Here is a 26,066-nt window from a genome sequence, read left to right on the forward strand (position 1 = left end):
CGGAACCGCCCGATCGGCGTAATTTGGTCGCCCCGATGAATGGGGCGGCGAGAGGGGAGCAAGCCGCATGGCAGGATTGGACGGACCCCGATTCGGCGCCGCACCCGGCGCCGCTCGGCAGCTGGTGGTGGTGCTGCACGGCCTTGGCGCCGACGGGGAGGATCTGATCGGCCTCGCCCCGGACTGGGCGGCGGCGCTGCCGGAGGCCGCCTTCGTCGCGCCCCATGCGCCGCAGCCCTGCGACATGGCCCCTTATGGCCGGCAATGGTTCAGCCTGCAGGATCGCAGCCCGGATGTGATGGCGGGCGGGGTGCGCCGCGCCGCCGCCGCGCTCGGCCCGCTGATCGATGCCGAGCTGGCCCGCTTCGGCCTGCCCGCGGAAGCGCTGGCCCTGGCCGGCTTCAGCCAGGGGGCGATGATGGCGCTCTTCCTTGGCCTGCGGCGGCAGCCGGCACCGGCCGCGATCCTGGCCTATTCCGGGGCGCTGCTGGGGGCCGAGGCCCTGGCTACGGAGGCCTTGGGCCGGCCACCGGTGCTGCTGGTGCATGGCGAGGCGGATGACGTCGTGCCGGTCGCGGCCAGCCGAGCGGCGGAGCGGGCGCTGCGCGCCGCCGGCATCCCGGTCGAGGCGCTGTATCGCCCCGGCCTCACCCACGGGATCGATGGGCCGGGGCTGGCGGCGGGCGCCCGGACCCTGGCACGGGCCTTCGCCGCCCCGGCCGGGGCATGACAACGTCATGAAAGCCTCGGTCCTGGCTGTTGCGCCGCATCAACGGGACTGGCATGAATGCGTTGGTTCATCGGCGGCGCCACTGCATCTGGGGCCTTTCCGCCATGACAGGCCCCAAGGCTAGGTGGCACCGCCCCGAACAGGGAGCGGCGCTTGCCCGACGGCAGTAGCACCACCACTCGTTCGCCCAGACCGGCCCACCGCATCGGGGGTCGGCCATGACCCATATCGCCAATCTGCAGACCCTGGTCCTCAACGCGGATATGCAGCCGCTGAGCTGGGGCCCGCTCTCGGTCTGGTCCTGGCAGGATGCACTGGTCGCGGTATTGCAGGACCGGGTCACCCGTATCGTCGACTACGAGATCGAGGCGCATTCGGCGAGCCAGGCCTTCACCATCCCCTCGGTGGTGGCGCTGAAGCGCTTCCACAAGCGGCGCAAGGTGGCCTTCACCCGCTACCACGTCTTCCTGCGGGACCGGTTCAGCTGCCAGTATTGCGGCGAGACGCTGCCGGCGAAGGACCTGACCTTCGACCACGTCGTGCCACGCAGCAAGGGCGGCGTCTCCTCCTGGACCAATGTCGTCACCTGCTGCCAGCGCGACAACCTGTTCAAGGGCAGCCGGTCGCTGCGGGAGAGCGGGCTGCGCCTGCTCTGCGCCCCGGTGGAGCCGACGCCGCACCAGATCGACGAGGCGGCCAAGCGCCAGGCCCCGCGCGAGAAGCTGCACCGGAGCTGGCACGACTTTCTCTACTGGGATGCCAAGCTGGAGGAATAGGACTCAGGCAGGCGCCAGGCGCAGCGTCTCGGCGAATTGCTCGGCCGGCATGGGGCGGCCATAGCGGTAGCCCTGGCCCTCGCGGCAGGCGAGCGAGGCGAGGATGCCGGCCTGGCGGTCGGTTTCGACGCCCTCGGCGATGACGCCGAGGCCGAGCTTCTCGGCCAGCACCAGCACGGCGGTGACGATCGCCTCGTCATGCGCATCCTCGCCGAGATCCTGGACGAAGCCGCGATCGATCTTCAGCCGGGTCAGCGGGCAGTGCTTCAGCGTGGCGAGCGAGGCGAAGCCGGTGCCGAAATCGTCGAAGGCGATACCGACGCCGCTGCGGTGCAGCCGGTGCAGCGGCGCCAGCAGCGCCGCATCGGAACCGAGGGCGATGGTCTCGGTCAGCTCCAGCTCCAGCGCCTCGGGCGGCAGCCCGGCCCGGGCCAGCGCCGCCTCGACGCTGCCGGCGAGGTCGCCAACCGATAGCTGGGCGCCGAACAGGTTCACACCGATTCGCAGCGGCGGCAGCCCTGCCTGGCGCCAGGCGCCGGCCTGGGCGCAGGCCTCGGCCAGCACCCAGTCCCCGACCGCGGCGATGGTGGCGGCCGGCCCGGCCTCCAGCGCAGGCAGGAAGGCACCCGGCGCCAGCAACCCGCGGCTGCGATGGCGCCAGCGCAGCAGCGCCTCCGCCCCGGTCACCTGGCCGGAGGCGAGATCGACCTGCGGCTGGTAGTGGAGGACGAACTCGCCCCGCCCGGCGGCGCCGGTCACCTCCTCCTCCAGCGCCCGCCGCGCGTCATAGGCGGTGCGGAGCGCCGGGGCGAAGCAGCGATGGATGCGCCCACCGGCCTGCTTCGCCTCGTAAAGGGCGAGATCGGCATTGCCGACCAGCGCATCCGCCTCCGGCCCGTGCTCGGGCGCCAGGGCGATGCCGATGCTGGCGCCGAGCCGGAAGGCGCGGGCGCCGATCTCGAAGGGGGCGTCGAGCCGGGCCAGCAACCCATCCGCCGCCGCCGCGGCCTGGGCGGCATCGGCGACGCCCGGCAGGATCAGGGCGAATTCATCGCCACCGAGCCGGCTGGCGAAGGGCGTCACACCCTCGACCGGCGCCGGCAGTGTGGTCACCCGGCCCGCGACATCGACCAGCACCTGGTCGCCGGCGGCATGGCCGAGCTCGTCATTCACATGCTTGAAGCCATCGAGGTCGAGCAGCAGCAGCGCCGCCGGCCCGGCCGCGGCCAGCGCCCCGAGGCGTTCGCGGAACAGGGTGCGGTTGGCCAGCCCGGTCAGAGGGTCGTAATGGGCGAGATGGGCGACTCGCGCCGCCGCCTCGTGCTGCACCGTCACATCCTCGGAGAAGCCGAGCAGATAGCCGGGCCCGCCCTCCGCATCCGGCAGGGCCAAGCGGCGGGTGCGGAGGATGCGCGGCTCGCCGCGGCGCGGTTGCACCGGCGCCTCGGTCACCTGGGTGCCACCGGCGGCCAGCGCCGCGCGGTCGGCAGCGAGCATCGCCTCGGCCATGGCGGGCGGCAGGGCGGCATGATCGTCGCGGCCCAGCAGCGCCTCCCGCGGCAGGCCGAGCAACTCCTCGGTGCCGCGATTGACCAGGCGGTAGCGGAGATCGGCGGCATCCTTGACGAAGAGCGCGACCGGCAGGTTCTCCACCACCGTGTCGAGGAAGCTGCGGGTCTCGCGCAGCGCCCGCTCGGCGGCGCGGCGGGCGGTCACGTCCACCAGGGCGCCCAGCACCCGGACGCCGCCTTCCGGCGAGTGTTCCAGCCGGGCGGTGACGAGCATGTCGAGCGGGGTGCCGTCGCGGCGGCGGTAGCGCGCCTCCTGGTCGCGCATCCGGCCTGCCGCCAGCATCTGGCTCCAGCGTTCGGCGAAGTGCGCGGCCTCGCCCGGGGCATGGAATTCCTCGATCCGGCGGCCGGTCACCTCCTCCCGCCGGTAGCCGAGCAGGTCGAGCCAGCTATCGGAGACGCTGACGATGGTGCCATCGGCATCGAGGACATGGAGCGGCAGGGGGGAATGGATGAAGGCGTCGCGGTAGCGGGCCTCGCTGGCCTGGAGCGCCTGGTTGGCGGCACGCATCTGGGCCGGCGAGGGCAGCGCCAGCATGCGCGGCAGCAGCCGCAGCAGGACCAGCGCGGTGCCGAGCGAGACCAGGGCGGTCGCCGCCTTGACCACTGCCTGGAACTCGTAGGCCGGGACCCAGAGGGTGAGCAGGTCGAGCCCATGGCCGGTGCCGCAGAGCAGGATGAAGGCGGCGAACATCCAGAAGACCGGCCGGAACAGCAGGTCCCGGCGGCGCCGCGCCACCTGCATGAGCACCACCGGAATGGCGAAGTAGCTGAGCGCGGTGACCGTATCCGCGAGCCCATAGGTCCAGATCAGCCAGGGCTCCCAAAGCAGGCAGAAGCCATGCGGCGTCAGACCGCCGGGGTTGAACAACCAATTCGTAAACGCGGCCATGGTGCCTCTCGGCCCGGGAAGTAGCCCGGGCGCTGCATCGCAAATCCGTTGCGGCACCGCTTTTTTTACAATACCCGATCAACCATGGCGATACCCCCCGGCAGGCGTCAGCGGGCCTTGACCGGCCTTTGTCCGAAGCTTTCCTGCGGCACGCCGCGCTGGAGCGACATGTGGGAATGGACGCCCACCCAGCGCCCGTCCGGCTGCCGCGCCAGGACGATGGTGGCCCGCCCCGGCCGCGGATAGGGCGTGCCGTCGCGGTGGAAGCCGGTGCTGTCCCAGGGCGTGACCGCCACCGCCATCGCCCCGTCCGGCGAGGCGAGGATCATCGTATTGGCCAGGTCGAAGGTGAAGCCCTCGGTCCGCGGCCAGACATTGTCCCATTGGGTGTCGGTCCAGGCCTGCCGGCTCCGCACCAGCTCCTGATAGGTGCCGAAGATGACGATGTTGTCGTGCCAGAAAGGGTAGGCGCGGGCATAGTCCACGTCGCGCACGCAGGCGGCGAAGCGGTCCAGCCAATCCTTCACCGCGGCGGTGGTCGCCGGGTCGGCTTCCGGCAGAGGCAAGGTCTCGGGCATCAGATCCTCTCGCTCACTTCGATCGCCGCCTTGCAGCCGGCCTTGATGGCGGCGCTGAGCAACCGGTAGGCCGGCGCCTGCTCCGCCTCGTGCTCCAGGCCGATATCGCGGTGCTCCAGCTCCTCGGCGCGGAAGCGGGCGATATGCTCGCGCAGCGGCGCCTCGTCCTCGCCGAGCGCTGCCTCCTGCGCCTGGTAATGCTCGTCGATCGCCTCCTCCACCGCCACGGTGCAGGCCATGGCGGCGCGGTGGCCGAGCAGGGCCGTCGCGGCGCCGAGGGCGAAGCCGGCGACATGCCAGAGGGGCAGCAGCGCGGTCGGGCGCACCCGGCGCTCGGCGATCAGGCGGGAGAAAGTGTCGAGATGCACCTGCTCCTGGTCCTGCATGTGGCGGATCAGCCCTTCCCACTTCGTCCCGCGCAGGACGGCGAGCTGGCCCTGGTAGATGCGCTTGGCGCCATATTCGCCGGCATGGTCCACGCGGATGGTGCGTTCCACGGTGCGGCGCGCTGTCTTCGTCATCGGCCTTCTCCTCTGCGCATCCAGATGGCGGCGAGGCCGGAAAGGCCAAGCGCGTAGAGCAGGTTCATCGCCGCCATCGACAGCGGCAGTCCGGGGACCAGATAGGTCGGAGCGTCGCAGGGCTTGGAGGGGGCGGCGGCGAGCGACCGCAGCAGGTCGTCCACGCTGGCGCCGCCGCCGGCCTGCAGCGCCTGGCAGCCCGGCAGCGGCGAGGGCCACCAGCCCTGCTCCACCCCGATATGGAAGCCGGCGATGGCGCCGGAGGCGAGCACGGCCAGCACCGCCAGCCAGCCGAGCGGCCGCCGCGCCCGCGGCAGCAGCGCCGCGGCGAGGGCCAGCGCCGCCGCCACCCAATAGGGCGCCCGCTGCCAGAGGCAGAGCTCGCAGGGGGCGATGCCCCAGATCCCCTCGCTGGCGCGGGCGAAGAGCGGCGCCGCGGCGGCGGCGAGGGCCAGGAGGAGCATGCCGATCATGCGGTACTGTGTCGCGCCGCAGGCGCGCGGGCGCAACTGGACCAGGGGTGCGCCGGCCCATAGGCTGCCCCGACGGGGACGCGGGGGAATGCCGATGCTGAAGCTCTGGGGCCGGACCAGTTCGAGCAATGTGATGAAGGTGCTCTGGCTCTGCGAGGAGCTCCGCATTCCCTATGAGCGGATCGATGCCGGCGGCGAGTATGGCCGCACCACCGAGCCCTTCTACCTGGCCATGAATCCCAATTCCCGTGTCCCGACCATCGAGGAGCCGGATGGCTATTCCCTCTGGGAGAGCAATTCGATCCTCCGCTACCTGATGGCGACGCATGCGCCCGGCAGCCCGCTGCACCCTGCCGAGCCGCGCGCGCGGGCCGATGTAGAGCGCTGGATGGACTGGCAGCTCGCCAGCCTGAACGGGCCGATGTCCACGATCTTCTTCACCTATGTCCGCACGCCGGAGGCGGAGCGCGACTATCCGGCGACCGAGCGGGCGCGCGCGGCGGCGGAGGCGCTGTGGCGGATGGTGGACCGGCAGGTCTCGGGCAAGGACTACGTGGCCGGGGCCTTCAGCCTCGCGGACATCGCGCTCGGCCCCTATCTGCATCGCTGGTTCGCCCTGCCGATCGAGCGGGCGCCGATGCCCCATCTCGAAGCCCTGCATGCGCGGCTGCGCGAGCGGCATCCCGGCTTCGCCACCCATATCGCCGTGCCGATGAGGTAGTCATGTCGCATCCCCCCATCACGGTCTGGGGCCGGGCCAGTTCGGTCAATGTCATGAAGGTGGTGTGGCTGCTCGACGAGCTGGCCATCCCCTTCCAGCGCATCGATGCCGGCGGCGCCTTCGGCCGCACGCGGGATCCCGAATACGCGGCGATGAACCCGAACGCCACGGTGCCGACCCTGGTGATGCCGCATGGCTACACCCTGTGGGAGAGCCACGCGATCCTGCGCTATCTCTGCCGCACCCAACCGGGTGGCAATGCCTTCTATCCGGAAGCGCCCGAGGCCCGGGCGGATGCCGAGCGCTGGATGGACTGGACCCTCGCCTCGATGAACGAGCCGATGCGGGTGGTCTTCTGGACCCTGGTGCGGACGCCGGAGCCCCAGCGCGACATGGCCGCCTGCGCCGCGGCGCAGGTGGCGGCCGAACGCCTCTGGCGCATCGCCGATGCGCAGCTCGAGGGCCGGGACTTCATCGCCGGCGCCTTCGGCCTGGGCGATATCGCCCTCGGTGGCTTCCTGCATCGCTGGTTCGCCCTGCCGATCGAGCGGCCGGAGCTGCCGCGGCTGCGCGGCTGGTATGACCGGCTGCTGGAGCGGACGCCTTACCAGACGCATGTGGCGGTGCCGCTGAGCTGAGAGGCTTCCCTACCCCTCCATTGCTGCCAGGAAGGCGCGGCTCCAGGAGCGGGCGCTTTCCTCCCAGACGGCCGGGCGGTTCGCTTCCCAGCGCGCCGCCCGCTCCTCCTGTGGCATGCTGAGAGCGGCGTCCAGGCTCTCAGCAATCTCGTCCGGGTCGAGCGGGTTGACCAGCAGCGCCCCGGGTAGGGACGGCGCGGCTCCGGCGAAGCGGGAGAGCACCAGCACGCCGGGATCAGCCGGGTCCTGCGCCGCGACATATTCCTTGGCGACGAGGTTCATCCCGTCCCGCAGCGGCGTCACCAGCCCGACGCGCGCCAGGCGCATGAAGCCGGCCAGGACCGGGCGCTGCACCGGCCGGGTCATGTAGCGCAGCGGCACCCAGTCCGGCTCGGCATACTGGCCGTTGATGCGGCCGACCCATTCATCCAGCTCCCGCCGCAGGCTGCGATACTGCGCGACATCGCCGCGGGAGACCGGTGTGACCTGGAGGTAGGTCGCCCGGCCGCGATGCGCGGCGAAGCGCGCCAGCAACTGCGCATAGCCGGCGAAGCGCTGCGGCAGGCCCTTGGTGTAGTCCAGCCGATCCACGCCCATCACCAGGGCGCGGCCGACCAGGCTCTGCTCGAAGCGGCGGGAATCGGCCCGGACCAGCGCCCGCTCCGCCAGGCCGCGGAAGGCCTCGGCATCGATCCCGACCGGGAAGGCGGCGACGCGGCGGGCCGCCTCCCCCTCCCCCACCGTCTCCAGTGCGGCGCGGAGATTGGCGGCGTCGTCCTCGGTCTGCACCCCGATCACGTCATAGGCGGCGAGGTCGGCGAGCAGCTCCTCGGCCCGCGGCAGGGCGCAGAACAGGCCGAAGGGCGGAAAGGGCACATGCAGGAAGAAGCCCTGGCGCTGCTCGCAGCCCAGCCGCCGCAGCTCCCGCCCGAAGGGGAAGAGGTGGAAGTCATGCGTCCAGACAAGGTCGTCCGGCCGCAGCATCGGGGCCAGGGCGGCGGCGAAGGCGGCATTCACCCCGCGATAGCCGGTATAATCCTCACGCCGGAACTGGGCGAGGCCGAGGCGGTAATGCAGCGTCGGCCAGAGCACGCCATTGGCGAAGCCGGTGTAATAGCGGCGGTAATCCGTCTGGCCGAGATGCAGCGTCGCATAGGTCAGGCGGCCCTTCACCACCTCCTCGGGCGTCGCGGCGGTGGCCTCGGCGGTCTGGCCGGACCAGCCGAACCACATCGCTTCCCGCCGTTGCAGCGCATCCTGCAGCGCGACGGCGAGGCCGCCGGCCGTGGCGCCGCGGGCCTTGGGATCGGGGACGCGGTTGGCAACGATGACGAGGCGGCTCATCGCCCTGCCGCGGCGTCGGCCAGCCAGTCCCGCAGCACCTCCGGCGTCCCGAACATGTCGTCCAGCCGCCAGCCCTGGCCGCCGAAGCCGCGCGCTGCCTCCATCCCTTCCTCATCGGTAACGTCGTCGCCGATGAAGACCGGGACCCGGCCGGCGAAGGGCGCACGTTCCATCAGGGCCCGGACCGCGGTGGCCTTGGAGGCGCCGCGCGGCCGCACCTCCCAGGCCATGCGGGCCTCGAGCAGGGTGAAGGCGGCGGGATCGGTGGCGACGAAGCCCGCCAGCAGGGCATGCGCCTCCGGCCCCAGCGCCGGCGCCTGACGGTAATGGACGACGAATCCGTGGGTCTTGTCCTCGACCAGGCCGCCGGGATGGTGGGCAACCAGCGCCAGGGCCGCATCCCGCCAGGCCGGCGGCACGGTCGGCAGGGAGGGCAGGATGGGCGGCGCCAGCGGGTCGGGGCGGAGCGAGGCGCCATGATCGCCGGCCTTGGCGATCGGCACCGGCAGGAAATGATCGAGATCGGTGAGCGGCCGGCCGCTGACCACCGAGAGCGCGCCGCCCAGCCCATCGGCCAAACGGTGCAGCAGGCCCGGCAGGTAGGGCGGCACCACCACTGCATCCGGGCGGGGCGCGATCTCCACCAGCGTGCCATCGAAGTCGAGGAACAGGGCCGCAGCGGCAATCGGGCCAAGGCCGGGCACGAGCGGCGGCGGTGGCAGGGTCAATAGGTCTGGCATGCAACCGCAACAAGCAGCGAGAGCCGGCGCAGTTGCGTCACGGACGCGCGAGTATCGCCTAGCTGGTGGAAACGTCCGGATCCATCCGCCAGAGGGCCATCGCCGGCGGCAGCACGCCGACCACCAGCCAATGCAGCAGCGAGGCCTGCCGGGTAAGCCAGCCGGTCTCCCAGAGCCATACGCAGGCCAGCTGCGCCAGCAGCATCCAGGCGATGGCGAGGAGGAGGGCGCGGGTTTCCACGCGCCAGCGGGTGCGGTCCGGCATCCGGTGCGGCCTTCCAGGGATGGCGCACAGAATACACGATATCGTGATCCTCGCCCATGGAAACCGACCTATCCCGCCCAGGCCGGCTTCCGCTTGGCCCGGAAGGCGGCGATCCCCTCCGCCGCCTCGGGGCTGGTGAAGGTGCGGGCGAAGGCGGCGGCGCCGGCCTCGGCATAGCCCTCGGGCGAGATCGGGCCGAGCGCGGCGAGCAGCCCCTTGGTCTCGGCCAGCGCTCCCGGCGCACCCTCCAGCACCGCGGCAATGGTGGCGGCGAGCTGGGCCTCGAGCGCCGCCGCATCGGGCAGCACCTGATGCAGCAAGCCGATCCGCCCTGCCTCGGCGGCATCGATCACCCCCGCCTCCAGCACCAGCCGGGTCGCGGCGGTGCGGCCGGCGCGGCGGGCGAGCCAGGGCAGGATCTGCGCCGGGACCAGGCCACGCCGCACCTCGGGCGCGGCAAAGCGGGCATCGGCGGCGGCGAAGGCGATATCCGCCGCGCAGGCGAAGCCGAGACCGCCGGCATGGCAGGCCCCCTCGATGGCGGCGATCACTACCTGGGGCAGCGCCGCGATATCCCCGAAGCGGGCGCCGACGCGGCGGTTGCGGGTGGTCTGCTGCGCCAGCCGCTCCTCCGGCGAGCCGCCGGTGGCGGCCTCGGTCAGGTCGAGCCCGGCGCAGAAATGCCCGGCAGCGCCCCTGATCACCAGCACCCGCGCCGTGCGGTCCTCGGCCAGCTCGGCCAGCAGCCGGTCCCAGGCCTCGCCCATGGCGGTGCTGAGCGCGTTGCGCCGGGCCGGCCGGTTCATGGTCGCGCGGACCACCGGGCCCTCGCGGGTCACCAGCAAGGGGGTCTCATCGGCCATGGGGGCTTACTCCGGCAGGAAGTCGGCGACCGAGAAGTAGCGCTCGCCCGTATCGTAGTTGAAGCCGAGCACCCGGGCGCCGGCGGGCAGTTCGGGCAGCTTCTGCGCGATGGCTGCGAGCGTCGCGCCGGAGGAGATACCGACCAGCAGCCCCTCCTCCCGCGCCGAGCGCCGGGCGTACTCCTTCGCCGCCTCTCCCTCGACCTTGATGACCCCGTCCAGCAGCCCCGTCTCCAGATTGGCGGGGATGAAGCCGGCGCCGATGCCCTGGATCGGATGCGGCGAGGGCTCGCCGCCCGAGATCACCGGCGAGGCCGCGGGCTCCACCGCAAAGACCTTCAGCCCCGGCCAGGCCTGCTTCAGCACGCGGGCGCAGCCGGTGATGTGCCCGCCGGTGCCGACGCCGGTGATGAGCACGTCGAGACCCTCCGGGAAATCCTCCAGGATCTCCCGCGCCGTGGTGTGCATATGCACCTCCGGATTGGCCGGGTTCTCGAATTGCTGCGCCAGCCAGGCGCCGGGCGTGGCGGCGACGATCTCCTGCGCCCGGGCGATCGCCGCCTTCATGCCGCCGGCCCGCGGCGTCAGGTCGAAGCTGGCGCCATAGGCCAGCATCAGCCGGCGCCGCTCGACCGACATGCTGTCCGGCATGACGAGGATCAGCTTGTAGCCCCTCACCGCCGCGACCATGGCGAGGCCGATGCCGGTATTGCCTGAGGTCGGCTCGACGATGGTGCCGCCCGGCTTCAACGCGCCGGAGGCCTCCGCTGCCTCGACCATCGAGAGCGCGATGCGGTCCTTGATGGAGCCGCCGGGATTGCTCCGCTCCGACTTGATCCAGACCTCGGCCGTGCCGAAGAGCCGGTTGATGCGGATATGCGGCGTGCCGCCGATGGTGGCGAGGACGTTCTGGACCTTCATGGCAATGCCTCCGGTTGCGCGGCTCAGTCGAGCGGCAGGCCGACGTAATTCTCTGCCAGCGTCATCGCGCCGGCGCGGGAGCTGCAGACATAGTCGAGTTCGGCGACCTGCACCTTGTGCTCGAAGGGATCGCCGCCGTCGAATCGGTGCAGCATGGAGGTCATCCACCAGGAGAAGCGCTGCGCCTTCCAGATGCGGGCCAGCGCCCGGTCGGAATAGGCATCGAGCCCCTCGCTGCCGCGGCCGGTGAAGAAGGCTTCCAGGGCGCGGGCGAGAACGCGGATATCGGCGATGGCGAGGTTCATGCCCTTGGCGCCGGTCGGGGGCACAATATGCGCGGCATCGCCGGCCAGGAACAGCCGGCCATGGCGCATCGGCTCCACCACATAGCTGCGCATGGCGGTGATCCCCTTCTGCAGGATCGGGCCTTCCTGCACCTGGTCGATGCCGTCGCGCCGGGCAAGGCGCGCATGCAGCTCGGACCAGATCCGATCATCCGACCAGTGGGCGATCTCCTCATCCGGCGCGCATTGGAGATAGAGCCGCGCGAGGCTGGTGCTGCGCATGGTGGCGAGCGCGAAGCCGCGCTCGTGCCGCGCATAGATCAGCTCATGAGAGGCGGGCGGCGCGGCGGCGAGGATGCCGAGCCAGGCGAAGGGGTAGTGCCGGTCATAGGCGCGCAGCAGGCCGGCCGGGATGGAGGGCCGGCATATGCCGTGGAAGCCGTCGCAGCCGGCGATGATGTCGCAGCGCAGCTCCCACGCGGTGCCGCCCTCGGTCCAGGTGATTCGCGGCGCCTCGCTCTCGAGGTCATGGACGGCGACCTCCTCCACCTCGAAATGCAGCGGCTGGCCGGTGGCGAGGCGGGCGGCGATCAGGTCCTTCACCACCTCCTGCTGGCCATAGATCGTGACCTGCTTGCCGGTCAGGCCCTTGAGGTCGATGCGGTGGCCCTCGCCGTTGAAGCGAAGCTCCAACCCTTCATGCACCAGCCCCTCGCGGTGCAGGCGGTCGGCGACCCCGGCCTCGGTCAGGATATCGACCGTGCCCTGTTCCAGCAGGCCAGCGCGGATGCGCTCCTCGACATAGGCGCGGGAGCGGGTTTCCAGCACCACGCTCTCGATCCCGGCCAGGTGCAGCAGATGCGCCAGCAGCAGCCCGGCCGGCCCGGCCCCCACGATCCCCACCTGTGTCCGCATGCGGCCTCCGTCCCTCACCGGCACAATCTGTGGCCTTGCACCGCGACCGCCAAGGCACGAGTTTCAGCCCAACCGAAGGAGGCCGCCATGGACCAGCAGGACCCTGCCCCGCCGGCGCAGATTGATGTCGCCGCTCCGCCGGCGCGGATCGATGTCGTCTCGGATGTGATCTGCCCCTGGTGCTGGATCGGCAAGCGCAACCTGGAAGGCGCGCTGGCGCTGCTGGCCGAGGAAGGCCAGCGCTTCGCGGTGTATTGGCGCCCCTTCCAGCTGAACCCCGACATGCCCGACGAGGGGGTGGAGCGCGATGCCTACCGCGCCGCCAAATTCGGCAGTGCCGAGCGGGGGCGGGAACTGGACGCCCAGGTGGCCGCGGCCGGCCGCGCCGCCGGTCTCGAATTCCGCCATGACCTGATGCGGCGCACGCCGAACACCATCGATGCGCACCGGCTGATCCGCTGGGCGGGCGAGCAGGGGCTGGACCAGCAGGCGGCGCTGGAGGAGGCGATCTTCCAGGCCTATTTCCAGCGCGGCCTCGATACCGGCAGCCGCGCCGTGCTGGCCGCACTGGCTGGCGAGGCCGGCCTGTCCGAGGCGGAGGCGACGGCCTTCCTCGCCAGCGGCGAGGGCGAAGCGGAGGTTCGGGCGGAGGATGCCGGCTTCCGCCGGTCAGGGCTTTCGGGCGTGCCGACCTTCGCGCTGGAGGGGCATGTGCTGTTCAGCGGCGCCATGCCGCCCGAGCGGATCGCCGAGGCACTGCGCCGCGGCCTGGCGATCCTCCGGCAGCAGGCGGCCTGAACAGCCTCAGGCGGCGAGCAGCGGCCGGCGGCGCTGGCGCCGCTCGGCCGCCGCGAGGGCAACCGCCGTCTCGACCAGGCTGTTCTGCACCGTCGGGTCGGAGATCCGGCGGAAGGCGCTCACCAGGCGGCGGATGATATCCTCGCCATCGGCCGTCGCCACGGGCTCATGCCCCAGCAGCGCTGCGACGCTGACGCCGCAGGCCTCGGCCCAGACCGGCAGTCGGTCGGCGGCGAGCCGGTTGGTGCCGCGTTCGTATTTCAGGATCTGCTGCGGGCTCACCTGCAGCTGCCGGCCCATGGCCGCCAGGGTGACGCCCGCATCCACCCGTGCCTGACGTAACCGTTGGTGCATCATCCTGCGCATCTTTCTTGCTTGCCTGGGCGCCAGCCGAGCCCTGACGCCAACGGAATGATGCCGTCACAATCACGGGTTGTAAAGTAATTATCCGGATAACTGCATGTCGAGCAAAGACGCAACCTAATAGGTTGCGCGTCCGCCTGAGACATCGAAGACCGCTCCGGTCGAGAAGCTGCAATCCTCGCTGGCCAGCCAGCAGGCGAGCGCCGCGATCTCCTCGACCCCGGCGAAGCGGTTCGCCGGAATCTTGCTCAGCATGTAGGTGATCTGCGCCTCGGTCATCTGCTTGAAGATGTCGGTCTGCGCCGCCGCCGGCGTCACGCAATTCACCCGCACATTGGTCGTTGCCAATTCCTTCCCGAGCGACTTGGTCAGGCCGATTACCCCCGCCTTCGCCGCCGAATAGGCCGCGGCATTCGGGTTGCCCTCCTTCCCCGCGACCGAGGCGATATTGACGATGCGGCCGTAGTTCCGCGCCCGCATCCCCGGCACCACCGCGCGGCAGCAGAGGAAGACGCCGGTCAGGTCGATCTCGATCACCTGCCGCCAGGCATCGACCGGGTAGCTCTCGACCGGCGCGTTCGGCCCGGTGATGCCGGCATTGGCGACGAGGATATCGAGCGAGCCGAGCGCCGATTCCGTCGCCGCCAGGGCCGCCTCGATCGCCGCCTGGTCGGTCACGTCCACCCGGGCGGCGAAGCCGCCGAGCCGGGCGGCGACGCGCTCCGCTTCGGCGAGATCAACATCCCAGAGGGCGACGCGCGCCCCGCTGGCCGCGGCGCGTTCGGCAATGGCGAGGCCGATGCCGCGCGCCCCGCCGGTGATGGCCGCGACGCGACCCTTGAGATCGAGCTGGTTCATGAAGGGACCTCCCGGTGCCGAGGGTAGGGCCAGGCGGGCCGCTTGGCGATGCTGGCCTCGGCCGGATTCCGGGTTAGGGTCGGCCCTTGGACAGGGAGTCGCGGGCATGGCCTTCGTGGTGGCGGTGGCGCAGCAGAAGGGGGGCGCCGGCAAGTCGACGGTCGCGGCCAACCTCGCCGCCGCGCTGGCGGCCGAGGGCCATCGCGTCGCCCTGCTGGACACCGATCCGCAGCAATCCCTGGTCCGCTGGCATCAGGAGCGGCAGAAGCAGGGCGCCCGCGCCCGGCCGCTGAGCTTCGACAGCCCCTCCGGCTGGCGGGTTCCCGGCGCGCTCGACCGGCTGCGGCGGGACCAGGACTTCGTCATCGTCGATACCCCGCCCCATGCCGAGACCGAGGCGAAGCAGGTGATCCGCGCCGCCGATCTGGTGCTGATGCCGATGCAGCCCTCGCCGGCGGATTTCTGGGCGAGCGAGGCGACGGTGAAGCTGGCGATCGAGGCCCGGCGCCGGGTCGCCGCCGTGCTGAACCGCGTGCCCGCCCAGGGGCGGCTGCGCGAGAGCATCATCGCCGCGCTCGGCGAACGCGGGGTGCCGGTGCTGGAGCCTACTCTCGGCAACCGGGTGCAATTCGCCACCGCCTTCCTCGACGGGCTGGCGGTGAACGAGGCGGCGCCGCGCAGCCCGGCCGCCGCCGAATTGCGCGCGCTGGCCAGCGTCATCACCGCCATGGCCAAGGAATAGAGAATGCTGGGTAGCCTGTTCTACGCGTTGCATGTGCTGGGCGCGGTGCTCTGGGTGGGTGGGATGGTCTTTGCCATCCTGGTGCTGCGCCCGGCGCTTTCGGTGCTGGAGGCGCCGCAGCGCGCGGCCCTGCACGAGGCGGTGCTGAAGCGCTTCTTCCTCCTCATCTGGCACGCCATGCCGGTGCTGCTGCTGACCGGCTACCTGCTGCTGTTCGGCTGGTATGGCGGCTTCCGTGGCGCCGGCTGGCATATCCATGTGATGCATTTCACCGCCCTGCTGATGGCCGGCGTCTTCCTCACCCTCGTCACCGGGCCCTGGCGCGAATTCCGCGCCGCCCGGGCGCGCGGGGATGCGGCCGGCGCCGCGGTGCCGCTGGAGCGCATCCGCCAGCTCGTCACCATGAATCTCGGCCTCGGACTGGTGACGGTCGCGATCGCCGCCTGGGGCCGGTTCGGCGGATGAGCGACCCGTCGCCGGGCGACCGCCCCGCCATCGAGATCAGCGAGGACGACTATCCGGAGATGGAGGCGGTGGCCGCGATCCAGCGCGGCCTGCATGCCTTCAACCAGGAAATGGGTGGCCCCTATGACCGGGAACCGGTGACGGTCCTCGCCCGCGATGCCGGGGGCGAGGTCCGCGGCGGGCTGCTCGGCCTCACCTACTGGAACTGGCTCTTCATCGACTGGCTGTGGATGGCCACCGAGCTGCGCGGGGGCGGCTTCGGCGGCGAATTGCTGGAACGGGCGGAGGCGATCGCGCGCTCCCGCGGCTGCACCCATGCCTATACTGATACCTTCAGCTTCCAGGCGCCCGGCTTCTGGTCGCGGCATGGCTATGCCGAATTCGGCCGGCTGGAGGGGATGCCGCCGGGCCATTCCCGCATCTGGTTCCAGAAGACGCTATGACCGCGCCGCGGATCGAGGTCACCGCCCGCCCCTCCGCCGCCGATCGCCGGACGGTGGGCAGCGGCCTCGGCGCCTATAACCGCGCCGCCTATGGCCGGCTGCGCGGCCGGGCGCGCTGGATCCTGGCGCGGGACGAGGCGGGGGCGGTCGAGGCCGGGGCGAAATGCGAGATCGCCTGGGGCTGGCTCTATGTCGACTGGCTCTGGGTCGCCGAGGCGCGGCGCGGCCAGGATCTCGGCACGGCGATGCTGGCGGCGGCCGAGGCCTTGGCGCGAGAGGCGGAGTGCCTTGGCGTGCATCTGAACACCTGGTCCTTCCAGGCGCCTGGCTTCTATCGCAAGCAAGGCTTCACCGAGGTCGGCCGGGTGGAGGACATGCCGCCGGGCACGACGCGCTACTGGTTTGCCAAGCGCTTCGCGCCGGGCTGAGGGGCGCGGATTCCCCGCTGACAAGCCACCGCGCCGCGGTAGAACAGGGCCGCGGTCAGCATTTCGGCAAGGGTGTGCTGGCAGGCTGTGCTGCGCGATGGGGGTTTGCGGCTGTGTCTGAGCAGGTAGAAGCGACGGAGGCGGCCTCCCCGGCGGAGGTCGCGCTGCTGCGTTCCCTCGCCCTGGCGGCGGGTGAGGCGGCGGCGGCCGGGGCAGCCCTGCCGGAGCCGCTCCAGGCTGCGGTCGAGACCTGGCTGCGGGCCGATTGGCTGGCCGGGGCCCCGGCGGATGCGGACCGCAGCTTCGCCCAGGGCTATCTGGCCGCCCTGGAAGTCGCGGCCCGGCATTGCGAACAGGCCACCGGCCAGCGGGCGGCGATGCGGCGGCGGAGCTGGAACCCGCTGCGGCGGCACCGGCTGCGGCTGGGCGAGCGGGCGCTGCTCGCCATGGCCGAGACGTTGCGGCGGATGGCGGCCGGCGTCCGGCCCTTCGGGGGTTGAGAGAGATGGCGATGATGCCGGTTCCGGCGGGGAAGCCGCCGGGCCAAACCGAATCATGGGAAGAACGGGCGGAACAGGCCCGGATCTTCGCCCAGCTCGGCCAGATCGAATATGAGCGGGTGCTGCTGCAACGCCGGCTGGATGCGGCCCTGGCCGAGGCCGCCGCGCGGCCGGCGATGGAAGCGGCGCTCGCCGAAGCCCATGCCCGCATCGCCGAGCTGACCGACACCGCGTCCAAGCTGCGCAGCCAGCGCGACACGCAATTCGCCGCCCGCCGCGGCGCCGAGGAAGCGCGGGACATCGCCCAGGCCCGGATCGCGGCGCTGGAGGAGGAGCTGGCCGGCGCCGCGACGCAGGAAGCGGTCGCCGCCGCCACCACCGGCCTCGCCGCCGAGCGGGATGCCGCCCTGGCGCGGATTGCCGGGCTGGAAGCGGAACTCGCCGCGGCGGCCGCAGGCCGCGAGGCCGCCGGCCTCGCCCAGGCCGCGGCCGAGGAGGCGCGCGACGCCGCGCTCCGCAGCCTGGAGGAGGCGACGGCGCGTATCGCCGAGCTGATGGCCGAGCGCGAAGCGGGCAACCAGGCGGCGGCCCGGCTCCGCCGCGCCCGGCAGGCCGCGCAGAATGAGGCTACGGCGGCCCGCGCCGAGGCCGAGCGCCTGCAACAGGACGCCACCATGCTCATCACCGCCCGGGCCGAGGCGGAGAATGCCCGCAACCGCGCGATCGAGGAGACGATGGCGCTGCGGGTCGAGTTGATGCGGCTGCGCGCCGGGGCCGAGCCGCGCCGCAAGCCGGACCTGTCGGCGACTCCCGCGCCCGCCCCGGCAGCACCCGGCGAGCCGGTTGCCTTCGACGAGGCCTGGTATCTCAAGACCTATCCGGATGTCCGCGCGGCGGTGGCGGCGGAGATCTTCAGCTCCGGCCTCGACCACTTCCTGCAGCATGGCCGGGCCGAGGGCCGCCAACCGCTGCCGGAGGCGATGCCGGCGGCGGGCTGACGCGCCGCCCCGCATGGACGGGCTTCCATGCGGGGGCTAGGCTCCCGGGCGCATGACAGCCCGACACCCCAAGGCGCCGCCCATCCCGGCGCATCCCGGATTAGACGTGCTGGCGGATGAGGTGGTCTGGAATGGCCGCTTCCCGCTGCAGCGCGTGCGCTTCACCTATGAACGCTCCGACGGCGCCCGCTCGGCCGAGCTGACCTGGGAGCTGTGGCGGCGCGGCCGCGGCGTCGCCATCCTGCCCTATGATCCGGTCGCGGATGCCGTCGCGCTGATCGAGCAATTCCGCCTGCCCGCGCTGGCCGGCGGCTTTCCCGGGCTGATGACCGAATGCGCCGCCGGGCTGCTGGAGACCGGCGAGGATCCCGAGGAAGCCGCCCGGCGCGAGCTGCAGGAGGAGACCGGCCTCCGCCCCGACCGGGTGGAGCGGATCGGCCGCTTCATGCTCATGCAGGGCGGCTGCGACGAGACGATGTTCCTCTACGCCGCCAGCGTCACCCTGCCCGAAACCGCGGCGGCCGGCACGCATGGCCTGGTCCATGAGGGCGAGGATATCCGTGTGCTGATCCTGCCGGCGGAGGAGGCTTTTTCCCTGTTGGACGCCAACCGCATCGAGAATGCGACGGCCGGGCTCTGCCTCTGGTGGCTCCGCCACCACCGCGCCCGGCTGCGCCAGGACTGGACCTGATGCCGACCGAACTCCTCTACCGCGACGATGCCTATTGCACCGAAGCCGCCGCCACCGTGCTGGCAGCGGGGCCCGAGGGCGTGGTGCTCGACTGCACGCCCTTCTATGCCCAGGCGGGCGGCCAGCCCGGCGATGCCGGCTGGCTCCGCTGGGAGGGCGGCGAGATGGCCGTCGCCAAGGCCGTGAAGGGGCCGGAGGATTCGGTCCTCCACCTCCCCGCCGAGGGCGCGACGCTGCCGCCGGTCGGTGCCAGCGTCACCGCGGCGCTCGACTGGACGCCGCGCCATCGCCACATGCGGATGCACACGGCGCTGCACCTGCTCTGCAGCCTGATCCCCGGCGCCGGCGTCACCGGCGGGCAGATCGGCGCCGACCGCTCCCGCCTCGATTTCGACCTCGCCGCGCCGCCGACCAAGGAGTCGCTGACGGAGGCGCTGAACGCCCTGGTCGCCGCCGATCATCCGGTGGGCGAGCGCTGGATCACCGAGGCGGAGCTGGATGCCAACCCCTCCCTCGTCCGCACCCTCTCGGTGCAGCCGCCGCGCGGGGCGGGGCGCATCCGCCTGGTGCGGATCGGGCCGGAGGAGGCGCCGGTCGATCTCCAGCCCTGCGGCGGCACGCATGTGCGCCGCACCGGGGAGATCGGCCGGGTCGAGGTCACCAAGCTCGAGAACAAGGGCAAGCAGAACAGGCGGGTCTATCTCGTACTCGCCGGGGAGTAGGCGCTCGATGGACAACCTGGTTTCCACCGCATGGCTGGCGGCCGAGCTCGGCAAGCCGGACCTGATGGTCTTCGACACCACCAAATACCTGCCGAACGAGCCGCATGACGGCCGCGCGAAATACGCCGAGGCGCATGTGCCGGGCGCCGACTACTTCGACATCGACCTCATCGCCGACCCGGATGCGACGCTGCCGCATATGATCCCGAGCGCGGCGCGGTTCGAGAAGCTGATGGGGCTGCTCGGCGTATCCAACGCCGCGCGCATCGTCTTCTACGACCAGAAAGGCCTCGCCTCCGCGGCGCGCGGCTGGTGGCTGATGCGGCTGTTCGGCCACACCCAGGCGGCCGTGCTGGATGGCGGCCTGCCGAAATGGGTGAAGGAGGGAAGGCCGACCGAGGCCGGCCCGCCGCCGCCCCGGGACTCCGCGGAGTTCGTCGCCGATTTCCAGGCGGAGCTGGTGCGCGGCATCGGCGATGTGAAGCGTATCGTCCGCCAGGGCGGCGGCGGTGCGCTGATCCTCGATGCCCGCGCCAAGGGCCGGTTCGACGGCACGGCGCCGGAGCCGCGGCCGGGCCTGCCCTCCGGCCATATGCCGGGCGCGGCCAATGTCCCCTTCAACGAGCTGCTGAAGCCCGACCAGACCATGCTGGAGCCGGAGGCGCTGCGCGCCCGCTTCACCGCCGCCGGCGTCACCATGGAGCGGCCGGTCGTCACCTCCTGCGGCACGGGCGTCACCGCCTGCATCCTTTCGCTCGGCCTGGTGCAGGCCGGCTTCCCCGAACCCGCCGTCTATGACGGCTCCTGGACCGAATGGGCCGGCCGGCCCGAAACCCCGAAGGTGCACGCCTGATGCCGGATGATTCCATCCCCACGACGAAGAAGCAGGGCTTCGCCACCCGCCTGAGCCATGCCGGCCGCGCGGGCACGCATGTGCATGGCTTCGTCAATCCGCCGGTGCATCGCGGCTCCACCGTGCTGTTCCCGAATTGCGAGGCGCGGCGCGAAGGCGCGAAGCACCGCTTCGAGCAGTTCATGACCTACGGGACGCAGGGCGGCCCGACCCACTATGCCTTCGAGGATGTCATCGCCGAGATCGAGGGCGGCACGCGCTGCCTCGTCGTCGGCACGGGCCTTGCGGCCGTCGCGGTGCCGCTGCTCGCCTATCTCAAGGCCGGCGACCACTGCCTGATGCCGGACAGCGCCTACGGCCCGGCGCGCAACATCTGCGAGGGGCTGCTGAAGGATTGGGGCATCGAGACCACCTATTACGATCCGACCGTGGACGAGGCCGCCGCCGCCGCCCTCATCCGCCCCAATACCAAAGTCTTCTATACCGAGAGCCCCGGCAGCCACACCTTCGAGGTGCAGGACATCTCCGCCATCGCCCGCGCCGCCCATGCGCGCGGGGTGAAGGTGCTGATGGACAATACCTGGGGCATCCACCACTTCATGCCCTTCCAGCACGGCGTCGATGTCTCGATCCAGGCGCTGACCAAGTATGTCGGCGGCCATTCCGACGTGCTGCTCGGCAGCGTCACGGTGAATGATGAGGCGGACTGGCAGCGGGTGCGCGCTACCGGCTCGCTACTCGGGCAATATGCCTCGCCGGATGATGTCTGGCTGGCGTTGCGCGGCGTTCGCACCATGGCGGTGCGGCTCAAGCGCCAGGAGGCGAGCGGCCTGGAGGTCGCCCGCTGGCTGGAGGCGCGGCCGGAGGTGAAGCAGGTGATGCACCCGGCCCTGCCGAGCCATCCGCAGCATGCCCTCTGGAAGCGCGACTTCACCGGCGCCTGCTCGCTCTTCGGCGTCGTCTTCCAGCCGCGCTACAGCATGGAGTATGTGATGCGCGTCATCGACAGCCTCTCCCTTTTCGGGATCGGCGCGAGCTGGGGCGGGTTCGAGAGCCTGGCCATCCCGACCACCGGCTTCATCACCCGCAGCGCCGGCACGGGCGATTTCGGCGGGCCGATGGCGCGGCTGCATATCGGGCTGGAGGAGCCGGCGGATCTGATCGCCGATCTCGATCAGGCGCTGGCGACGCTACCCGGCTGAGGCCAGGGCCTCCTGGAGCCAGTCCCGCAGCCGGCGAATGGCCGGCTGCGCCACCGCTTCCGGCCGGGTGACGAACCAGTAGTATTGCCCGTTGCCGCCGAAGCGGCGCGGATGGGCCAGGCAGAGCGTGCCGACGGCGATGCGGTCCTGCACCGCCACCTCCGGCGCGAAGCCGATGCCGAAGCCGCCCTCCGCCATCCGCAGCGCCGCCTCCATGGAATCCGAGAGGATCTCTCGCCGTGGCGCCGCCGGTATGCCGAGCCGCGCCAGGGTCCGAGGCCAGAATTCGCCGATCAGCTTGATGCCGAGCAGCGGCCCCTCGGCGATTTCCTCCGGCGTCAGCGCCGCGCGCCCGGCCATCCGGGACGGCGCGGCCAGCAGCACCGCGGTGGTTGAGGCCAGCCGTTCCGCCACGAGCGGCGCGGGTGGCCGCCGCCCCATGCGGATGGCGACGTCGCAGGCGCCGCTGTCGAGGTCGGCGGCCCGGCTGGACAGCTCGACCCGCAGCTCGATCCCCTCCCGCCGCAGCGCCTCCATGGCCGGCAGCAGCCAGCGCCCGGCGAACACGGGCGCGGCGGAGACGGAGAGGACGCCCCTTGGTGCCCGGGCGGCGGCATAGGCGGCGGCGATGGCGCCGAAGCCCTCGGCCAGTGCGGCGGCGAGGCTGGCTCCGGTCGGCGTCAGCGCCACCCCGCGATGCAGCCGGCGGAACAGCGGCAGGCCGAGGGTCGCTTCCAGCCCGCGCACATGGTGACTGACGGCCGAGGGCGTCAGCCCGATCTCCGCCGCCCCGGCCTGGAAGCTGCCGCGCCGCGCCGCCGCCTCGAAGGCGCGGAGCGCCGCGAGCGGCAGACCGCCGAAGCCTGCATGGCTCGCATGATTCCAGCTCATCCCACGGGGCAGAGTATTCGTTGGACGAACGCCCCGCCAGCGGGTCTGCTGACATTCCAGAGTAGTAGGAATGGAATGAGAATGGCTGACCTACGCGGCCTCAGGCCCGTCGCGCCGATCCTGATCGGCGCTTCGGTGATGCTGAGCCTCGCCATGGGGCTGCGGCAGAGCCTCGGCCTCTTCATGCAGCCAGCGGTGCAGGATCTCGGCATCGCCGTGTCGCAATTCACCCTGGCGGTGGCGATCCAGAACCTGGCCTGGGGCTTCCTCCAGCCCTTCGCCGGCGCCATCGCCGGGCGCTATGGCTTCCGGCCGGTGCTGGTGGTCGGCGTGCTGTCCTATCTCGTCGGCCTGGCCCTGCTGGCGGTGGCGCAGTCGGCCCTGGCGGTGACACTGGGCGCGGGCGTGCTGATCGGCCTGGCGCTGGCCTGTACCGCCTCCGGCATGGCGCTCTCGGTCGCCTCGCGGCCGGTCCCGCCGGCGCTGCGCAGCACCGTGCTCGGCATCGTCTCCGCTGCCGGCTCGCTCGGGGCGCTGATCGCGGCGCCCATTGGGCAGTATCTCTCGGCCGGCTATGGCTGGCGGATCGGCGTGGCGGGGTTCTTCCTGCTCGGCCTTGCGATGCTGCCCGCCGCCTGGTCTGCGGGGCGCGTCGACAAGGTGAAGCTGCCGCCGGCACGGGACGATGCGACGACGGCCGGCGCCGCCTTCGGCCTCGCCATGCGGCACGGACCCTTCCTGGTGATGTCCGGGGCCTATTTTATCTGCGGCTTGCAGCTGGTCTTCCTGACCACCCACCTGCCCTCCTACCTCCAGCTCTGCGGGATGGACCCGATGCTGGCGGCCGAGGCGCTGGCGGCGATCGGCGGGTTCAACGTGCTGGGCAGCCTGTTCTTCGGCTGGGCCGGCGGGCGCTGGTCGAAGCCGGCGCTGCTGGGCGGGATCTATCTGATGCGCTCGCTGGTGCTCGCCTGGTATTTCGCCGTGCCGCCGACGCCCCTCAGCACCCTCGTCTTCGCCTCCATCATGGGCTTCCTCTGGCTTGGCGTGGCGCCGCTGGTGGGCGGTATGACGGCGGAGATGTTCGGGCTGCGCTGGCAGGCGATGGTGCAGGGCCTGGCTTTCACCAGCCATCAGGTCGGCAGCTTCCTCGGCGCCTTCGGCGGCGGGCTGATCTTCGACCGGCTCGGCTCCTACGACCTCGCCTGGCAGCTCGGCGTTGGGATGGGGCTGGTGGCGGGCACGATCCAGATGCTGGCCGCCCTGCCCCGCCGGCCGAGCGCGCCGCGGCCGGCAACCGCCTAGGCTAGAAACGAGAAAGGGGCCCCGGCCTGCCGGCCGGGACCCCTTTCAACCCGCGGCGCCAGGGCGCCTGGGCCTTATTCCTTCAGGCTGACCGCCTGCCGGCCACGCTGGCCGTCGCGCACATCCAGCGCGACCTTCTCGCCCTGCTGCACATCGGCGCGCCCGGCGCGCTGCAGCACGGAGGAATGCAGGAACACATCCTGTCCACCATCATCCGGGGTGACGAAGCCGAAGCCGCGCACCTGGTCGAACCACTTGACGGTGCCGTTCACCGCATAGGTCGGGCCACCCGCATCGCGGTCGCCGAAATCGCGCCGGGGCGGGCGGTCACCGAAGCCGCTGCTGCGCGGGGCACCGAAGCCGCCGCCGGCGCCACCGAAGTCGCGCCGCGGCGGGCGATCGCCGAAGCCGCCACCGCCGAAGTCGCGCCGCGGCGGACGATCGCCAAAGCCGCCACCGCCGAAATCACGCCGCGGCGGACGGTCGCCGAAACCGCCACCGCCGAAATCGCGGCGCGGCGGACGGGGGGCGCCACCACCTTCGCCCAAGCGACGCTCCGTGATACGGGTGACAAGCCTACGGCCCTGCCGGTCCGTGCCGATCTCGCAGACCAGGGTATCACCGGTCTCGGGCGGTTCGATCCCAGCCTCGGTCAGCGCCGAAGCGTGGAAGAACACATCCTGGCCGTCCGGCCCAAGAACGAAGCCAAACCCCTTGCGGGCATTGTACCATTTGACCTGGGCCTCGACCGGCCCGGCGCCGCCCTGGATGTCGCTGTCGGAAGGCACTTGCTATTGATCCGTATCTAGATGCGACGGTCCGACGGGGGTGCTGGACCGCTATACGGAACAATGGCACCGGCGCCAGGACAAAGCGAGCAAGAAATCATCCGAAACGGCGCGGATCATAGGGGGCCGGATCGATCTCCGGCGCCTGTCCCAGCAGCATCTGTACCGCCAGTCGGGCGCTGCGCGGCGCCGAAACAAGTCCGACATGGCCGTGGCCGAAAGCATGCACAATATCCGGCGTCGCCCGCGCCGGACCGAGGCAGGGAAGCCCATCCGGCATGCTCGGCCGATGCCCCATCCAGAGCTTCACCCGCTCGGCCGGCAGGTCGCGCGGCAGGCCCGGAAAGCTGCGCAACAAATGATCGCGCAGGATCTCGGCGCGCTTCCAGTTCGGCGCGGCGTCGAGGCCGGCGATCTCCACCTGCCCGGCGCAGCGCAGCCCGCGCGCCGTCATGGTGACGGACATCTTCCCGTCCGAGGGCATCAGGGGCGTGCGCGGCCCGGTCTCGGCGCCCTCGATCATGGCGTGGTAGCCGCGCTCGGTCTCGAGCGGCACCGGATCGCCGGCGGCGGCGGCGAGCGGGCGGGAATGCGCTCCGGCGGCAATCACGGCGCGGTCCGCCGCGACCTCGCCCGCATCGGTCAGCACGGCGCGCAGCCGCCCGCCCTCGATGCGGAAGCCGGTGGCGCGGGCCTGGATGCGCCGGGCGCCCTCGGCCTCGGCCAGGGCGACCAGGGCGGCGACATAGGCGCCGGGATCGCGGCAATGCCCGCCCTCCTCGACCAGGGCGGCGAAGCCGTAGCGGCGGTCGAGCTCCGGCTCGCGCTGGCGCAGCTCATCGGCCGAGAGCTCGATCCAGTCGATGCCGACCTGGCGGCGGATGCCCCAGGCCATCGCCTCGGCCTCGAAGTCAGCCCGGCTGGGATAGATATACATGAGGCCGCGGCGCTCGATCAGATGGCCGACACCGGCGGCCTCGGCGAGGTCGGCATGCAGGGCCGGAGCGCCGTCGAGCAGGGCACGCAGCGCCCGGGCGGTGCGCAGCACCCGCGCCTCGGTCCAGCCGGAGGCGAGGTAGCGCGTCAGCCAGGGCAGCACCCGCGGCAGGTAGCTCCAGCGGATGGCGAGCGGGCCGAGCGGATCGGCGAGGAAGCCCGGCACCTTCTTCCAGAGGCCCGGCACGGCGGGCGGGATCACCGACATCGGGCTGAGCCAGCAGCCATTGCCATAGCTGGCGGCCTGTTCCCCGCCCGGCGGGCCAGGCTCCAGGATCGTCACCGCCTGGCCGGCCCGCAGCAATTCCAGCGCGGTACAGGCGCCGAGGATGCCGCCGCCGATGACGACCGCGCCGCTCATGCCCGCTGCACCCGCCCCGGATCATCGGGCGCGAGCAGGGAGACATGGGCGGAGACGACCCGCCAGCCCACCTCCGGCAGCCGCGCCATGATCTTGGTCTCCCGCCCGATCAGGCCCGAATCGGTGCGCTGGTATTCCAGATGGGTGCAGGCGACATCCTGGCCGAAGCTGGTGATATGGACCCGGCGGATGGCGCGCGGGGCATAGCGGGCGACGCTGGCGCGGAAGGCCCGGATCGCCTCGATCCCATAGAGGATCTCGGTGATGCCGAAGCGCACCGTGCGCGGGTCGGCCCAGAAGCAGGCATCCAGCGTGGCGCCATCGTTGCTGGCGATGGCCTGTTCGTAACGGTCGAACAGGGCGCGGGCTTCGGCGATCACCGCCGGGTCATCAATCTGCATGTGGCAAACATGGCGCGCTGTCGCCTCCC

Annotated in this window: 32 protein-coding genes; 16 read left to right on the plus strand and 16 right to left on the minus strand. The window is 71.7% G+C overall.

What is annotated here, in order from left to right; all coding sequences use genetic code 11:
• Window positions 1–67 precede the first annotated feature (67 nt).
• Window positions 68–730, plus strand: a complete 663-nt coding sequence (locus JMJ55_RS11120; RefSeq protein WP_202825623.1) for an alpha/beta hydrolase — start codon at window positions 68–70, stop codon at window positions 728–730.
• A 218-nt stretch (window positions 731–948) separates the two neighbouring features.
• Entirely contained in the window at window positions 949–1,506 is a 558-nt protein-coding gene (locus JMJ55_RS11125; RefSeq protein ID WP_202825624.1) for an HNH endonuclease, read from the plus strand.
• Window positions 1,507–1,509: 3 nt separating this feature from the next.
• Here JMJ55_RS11125 and JMJ55_RS11130 read toward each other — a convergent pair whose 3' ends face one another.
• From JMJ55_RS11130 to JMJ55_RS11145, 4 genes are all read right to left on the minus strand, one after another.
• A complete protein-coding gene (locus tag JMJ55_RS11130) occupies window positions 1,510–3,969 on the minus strand; it encodes a putative bifunctional diguanylate cyclase/phosphodiesterase (RefSeq protein WP_202825625.1) in 2,460 nt (819 codons plus the stop codon).
• Window positions 3,970–4,076: 107 nt separating this feature from the next.
• Complete coding sequence (locus JMJ55_RS11135) at window positions 4,077–4,547, minus strand: YybH family protein (protein WP_202825626.1); 471 nt, start codon at window positions 4,545–4,547, stop codon at window positions 4,077–4,079.
• Window positions 4,547–5,068: a demethoxyubiquinone hydroxylase family protein gene (locus JMJ55_RS11140; protein WP_202825627.1), complete on the minus strand. Its 522-nt coding sequence runs from the start codon at window positions 5,066–5,068 to the stop codon at window positions 4,547–4,549. The genes JMJ55_RS11135 and JMJ55_RS11140 overlap by 1 nt, the downstream gene beginning before the upstream one ends.
• The gene (locus JMJ55_RS11145; protein WP_236033638.1) at window positions 5,065–5,532 is read right to left on the minus strand and encodes a disulfide bond formation protein B; all 468 of its coding nucleotides are present in this window, start codon (window positions 5,530–5,532) and stop codon (window positions 5,065–5,067) included. Before JMJ55_RS11145 ends, JMJ55_RS11140 begins: the two co-directional genes overlap by 4 nt.
• 97 nt (window positions 5,533–5,629) lie before the next feature.
• On the opposite strand from JMJ55_RS11145, the gene JMJ55_RS11150 reads away from it, so the two are divergent.
• Together JMJ55_RS11150 and JMJ55_RS11155 are read left to right on the plus strand one after the other, a co-directional pair.
• Window positions 5,630–6,262: a glutathione S-transferase family protein gene (locus JMJ55_RS11150; RefSeq protein WP_202825629.1), complete on the plus strand. Its 633-nt coding sequence runs from the start codon at window positions 5,630–5,632 to the stop codon at window positions 6,260–6,262.
• Window positions 6,263–6,264: 2 nt separating this feature from the next.
• The gene (locus tag JMJ55_RS11155; RefSeq protein ID WP_202825630.1) at window positions 6,265–6,900 is read left to right on the plus strand and encodes a glutathione S-transferase family protein; all 636 of its coding nucleotides are present in this window, start codon (window positions 6,265–6,267) and stop codon (window positions 6,898–6,900) included.
• A gap of 9 nt (window positions 6,901–6,909) precedes the next feature.
• On the opposite strand, the gene JMJ55_RS11160 is transcribed toward JMJ55_RS11155, so the two are convergent.
• From JMJ55_RS11160 to pobA, 6 genes are all read right to left on the minus strand, one after another.
• Window positions 6,910–8,244 (minus strand): alpha,alpha-trehalose-phosphate synthase (UDP-forming), encoded by a 1,335-nt coding sequence (locus JMJ55_RS11160; RefSeq protein ID WP_202825631.1) that lies wholly within the window; start codon window positions 8,242–8,244, stop codon window positions 6,910–6,912.
• Entirely contained in the window at window positions 8,241–8,984 is a 744-nt protein-coding gene (gene otsB / locus JMJ55_RS11165; protein WP_202825632.1) for a trehalose-phosphatase, read from the minus strand. The genes JMJ55_RS11160 and otsB overlap by 4 nt, the downstream gene beginning before the upstream one ends.
• Window positions 8,985–9,042: 58 nt before the next feature.
• Entirely contained in the window at window positions 9,043–9,249 is a 207-nt protein-coding gene (locus JMJ55_RS11170; RefSeq protein WP_202825633.1) for a hypothetical protein, read from the minus strand.
• A gap of 68 nt (window positions 9,250–9,317) precedes the next feature.
• On the minus strand, window positions 9,318–10,112 hold the full coding sequence (locus tag JMJ55_RS11175) for an enoyl-CoA hydratase/isomerase family protein (protein WP_202825634.1): 795 nt from the start codon (window positions 10,110–10,112) through the stop codon (window positions 9,318–9,320).
• A 6-nt stretch (window positions 10,113–10,118) separates the two neighbouring features.
• On the minus strand, window positions 10,119–11,033 hold the full coding sequence (gene cysK, locus JMJ55_RS11180) for a cysteine synthase A (RefSeq protein ID WP_202825635.1): 915 nt from the start codon (window positions 11,031–11,033) through the stop codon (window positions 10,119–10,121).
• A 23-nt stretch (window positions 11,034–11,056) separates the two neighbouring features.
• Entirely contained in the window at window positions 11,057–12,232 is a 1,176-nt protein-coding gene (gene pobA, locus JMJ55_RS11185) for a 4-hydroxybenzoate 3-monooxygenase (protein ID WP_202825636.1), read from the minus strand.
• An 87-nt stretch (window positions 12,233–12,319) separates the two neighbouring features.
• On the opposite strand from pobA, the gene JMJ55_RS11190 reads away from it, so the two are divergent.
• Entirely contained in the window at window positions 12,320–13,030 is a 711-nt protein-coding gene (locus JMJ55_RS11190; protein ID WP_202825637.1) for a DsbA family oxidoreductase, read from the plus strand.
• A 6-nt stretch (window positions 13,031–13,036) separates the two neighbouring features.
• On the opposite strand, the gene JMJ55_RS11195 is transcribed toward JMJ55_RS11190, so the two are convergent.
• Window positions 13,037–13,387 (minus strand): helix-turn-helix domain-containing protein, encoded by a 351-nt coding sequence (locus JMJ55_RS11195; RefSeq protein ID WP_202825638.1) that lies wholly within the window; start codon window positions 13,385–13,387, stop codon window positions 13,037–13,039.
• A gap of 123 nt (window positions 13,388–13,510) precedes the next feature.
• Window positions 13,511–14,251: an SDR family oxidoreductase gene (locus tag JMJ55_RS11200; RefSeq protein WP_202825639.1), complete on the minus strand. Its 741-nt coding sequence runs from the start codon at window positions 14,249–14,251 to the stop codon at window positions 13,511–13,513.
• 106 nt (window positions 14,252–14,357) lie between these two features.
• Between JMJ55_RS11200 and parA the strand changes: the two genes are divergently transcribed.
• From parA to metC, 10 genes are all read left to right on the plus strand, one after another.
• Complete coding sequence (gene parA, locus JMJ55_RS11205; protein ID WP_202825640.1) at window positions 14,358–14,993, plus strand: ParA family partition ATPase; 636 nt, start codon at window positions 14,358–14,360, stop codon at window positions 14,991–14,993.
• 3 nt (window positions 14,994–14,996) lie between these two features.
• The gene (locus tag JMJ55_RS11210; RefSeq protein WP_202825641.1) at window positions 14,997–15,458 is read left to right on the plus strand and encodes a CopD family protein; all 462 of its coding nucleotides are present in this window, start codon (window positions 14,997–14,999) and stop codon (window positions 15,456–15,458) included.
• The gene (locus JMJ55_RS11215; protein WP_202825642.1) at window positions 15,455–15,901 is read left to right on the plus strand and encodes a GNAT family N-acetyltransferase; all 447 of its coding nucleotides are present in this window, start codon (window positions 15,455–15,457) and stop codon (window positions 15,899–15,901) included. Before JMJ55_RS11210 ends, JMJ55_RS11215 begins: the two co-directional genes overlap by 4 nt.
• Window positions 15,898–16,329 (plus strand): GNAT family N-acetyltransferase, encoded by a 432-nt coding sequence (locus tag JMJ55_RS11220; protein WP_202825643.1) that lies wholly within the window; start codon window positions 15,898–15,900, stop codon window positions 16,327–16,329. The genes JMJ55_RS11215 and JMJ55_RS11220 overlap by 4 nt, the downstream gene beginning before the upstream one ends.
• Before the next feature lie 113 nt (window positions 16,330–16,442).
• Window positions 16,443–16,829, plus strand: coding sequence for a hypothetical protein (locus tag JMJ55_RS11225; RefSeq protein ID WP_202825644.1), 387 nt, complete (start codon window positions 16,443–16,445; stop codon window positions 16,827–16,829).
• Between the two features lie 5 nt (window positions 16,830–16,834).
• Complete coding sequence (locus tag JMJ55_RS11230) at window positions 16,835–17,827, plus strand: coiled-coil domain-containing protein (protein ID WP_202825645.1); 993 nt, start codon at window positions 16,835–16,837, stop codon at window positions 17,825–17,827.
• 52 nt (window positions 17,828–17,879) lie between these two features.
• A complete protein-coding gene (locus JMJ55_RS11235; protein WP_202825646.1) occupies window positions 17,880–18,518 on the plus strand; it encodes an NUDIX domain-containing protein in 639 nt (212 codons plus the stop codon).
• The gene (locus JMJ55_RS11240) at window positions 18,518–19,240 is read left to right on the plus strand and encodes an alanyl-tRNA editing protein (RefSeq protein WP_202825647.1); all 723 of its coding nucleotides are present in this window, start codon (window positions 18,518–18,520) and stop codon (window positions 19,238–19,240) included. The genes JMJ55_RS11235 and JMJ55_RS11240 overlap by 1 nt, the downstream gene beginning before the upstream one ends.
• 7 nt (window positions 19,241–19,247) lie before the next feature.
• Window positions 19,248–20,093, plus strand: a complete 846-nt coding sequence (locus JMJ55_RS11245) for a sulfurtransferase (protein ID WP_202825648.1) — start codon at window positions 19,248–19,250, stop codon at window positions 20,091–20,093.
• Entirely contained in the window at window positions 20,093–21,295 is a 1,203-nt protein-coding gene (gene metC / locus JMJ55_RS11250; protein WP_202825649.1) for a cystathionine beta-lyase, read from the plus strand. The genes JMJ55_RS11245 and metC overlap by 1 nt, the downstream gene beginning before the upstream one ends.
• Here metC and JMJ55_RS11255 read toward each other — a convergent pair.
• Window positions 21,284–22,186 (minus strand): LysR family transcriptional regulator, encoded by a 903-nt coding sequence (locus JMJ55_RS11255; RefSeq protein ID WP_202825650.1) that lies wholly within the window; start codon window positions 22,184–22,186, stop codon window positions 21,284–21,286. The genes metC and JMJ55_RS11255 overlap by 12 nt on opposite strands.
• An 81-nt stretch (window positions 22,187–22,267) precedes the next feature.
• On the opposite strand from JMJ55_RS11255, the gene JMJ55_RS11260 reads away from it, so the two are divergent.
• Window positions 22,268–23,491 (plus strand): MFS transporter, encoded by a 1,224-nt coding sequence (locus JMJ55_RS11260; RefSeq protein ID WP_202825651.1) that lies wholly within the window; start codon window positions 22,268–22,270, stop codon window positions 23,489–23,491.
• A 74-nt stretch (window positions 23,492–23,565) separates the two neighbouring features.
• Here JMJ55_RS11260 and JMJ55_RS11265 read toward each other — a convergent pair whose 3' ends face one another.
• The 3 genes from JMJ55_RS11265 to JMJ55_RS11275 all read right to left on the minus strand — a co-directional run bounded on the left by JMJ55_RS11265 (window position 23,566) and on the right by JMJ55_RS11275 (window position 26,037).
• Window positions 23,566–24,279 carry a cold-shock protein gene (locus JMJ55_RS11265; RefSeq protein WP_202825652.1) on the minus strand — a complete coding sequence of 238 codons (714 nt, stop codon included), beginning with the start codon at window positions 24,277–24,279 and terminating at the stop codon, window positions 23,566–23,568.
• Between the two features lie 97 nt (window positions 24,280–24,376).
• Complete coding sequence (locus tag JMJ55_RS11270) at window positions 24,377–25,636, minus strand: NAD(P)/FAD-dependent oxidoreductase (protein WP_202825653.1); 1,260 nt, start codon at window positions 25,634–25,636, stop codon at window positions 24,377–24,379.
• Entirely contained in the window at window positions 25,633–26,037 is a 405-nt protein-coding gene (locus JMJ55_RS11275; protein WP_202825654.1) for an AtzH-like domain-containing protein, read from the minus strand. Before JMJ55_RS11275 ends, JMJ55_RS11270 begins: the two co-directional genes overlap by 4 nt.
• Window positions 26,038–26,066: the final 29 nt, after the last annotated feature.

The organism is Belnapia mucosa (assembly GCF_016775475.1).
Lineage (GTDB): Bacteria > Pseudomonadota > Alphaproteobacteria > Acetobacterales > Acetobacteraceae > Belnapia > Belnapia mucosa.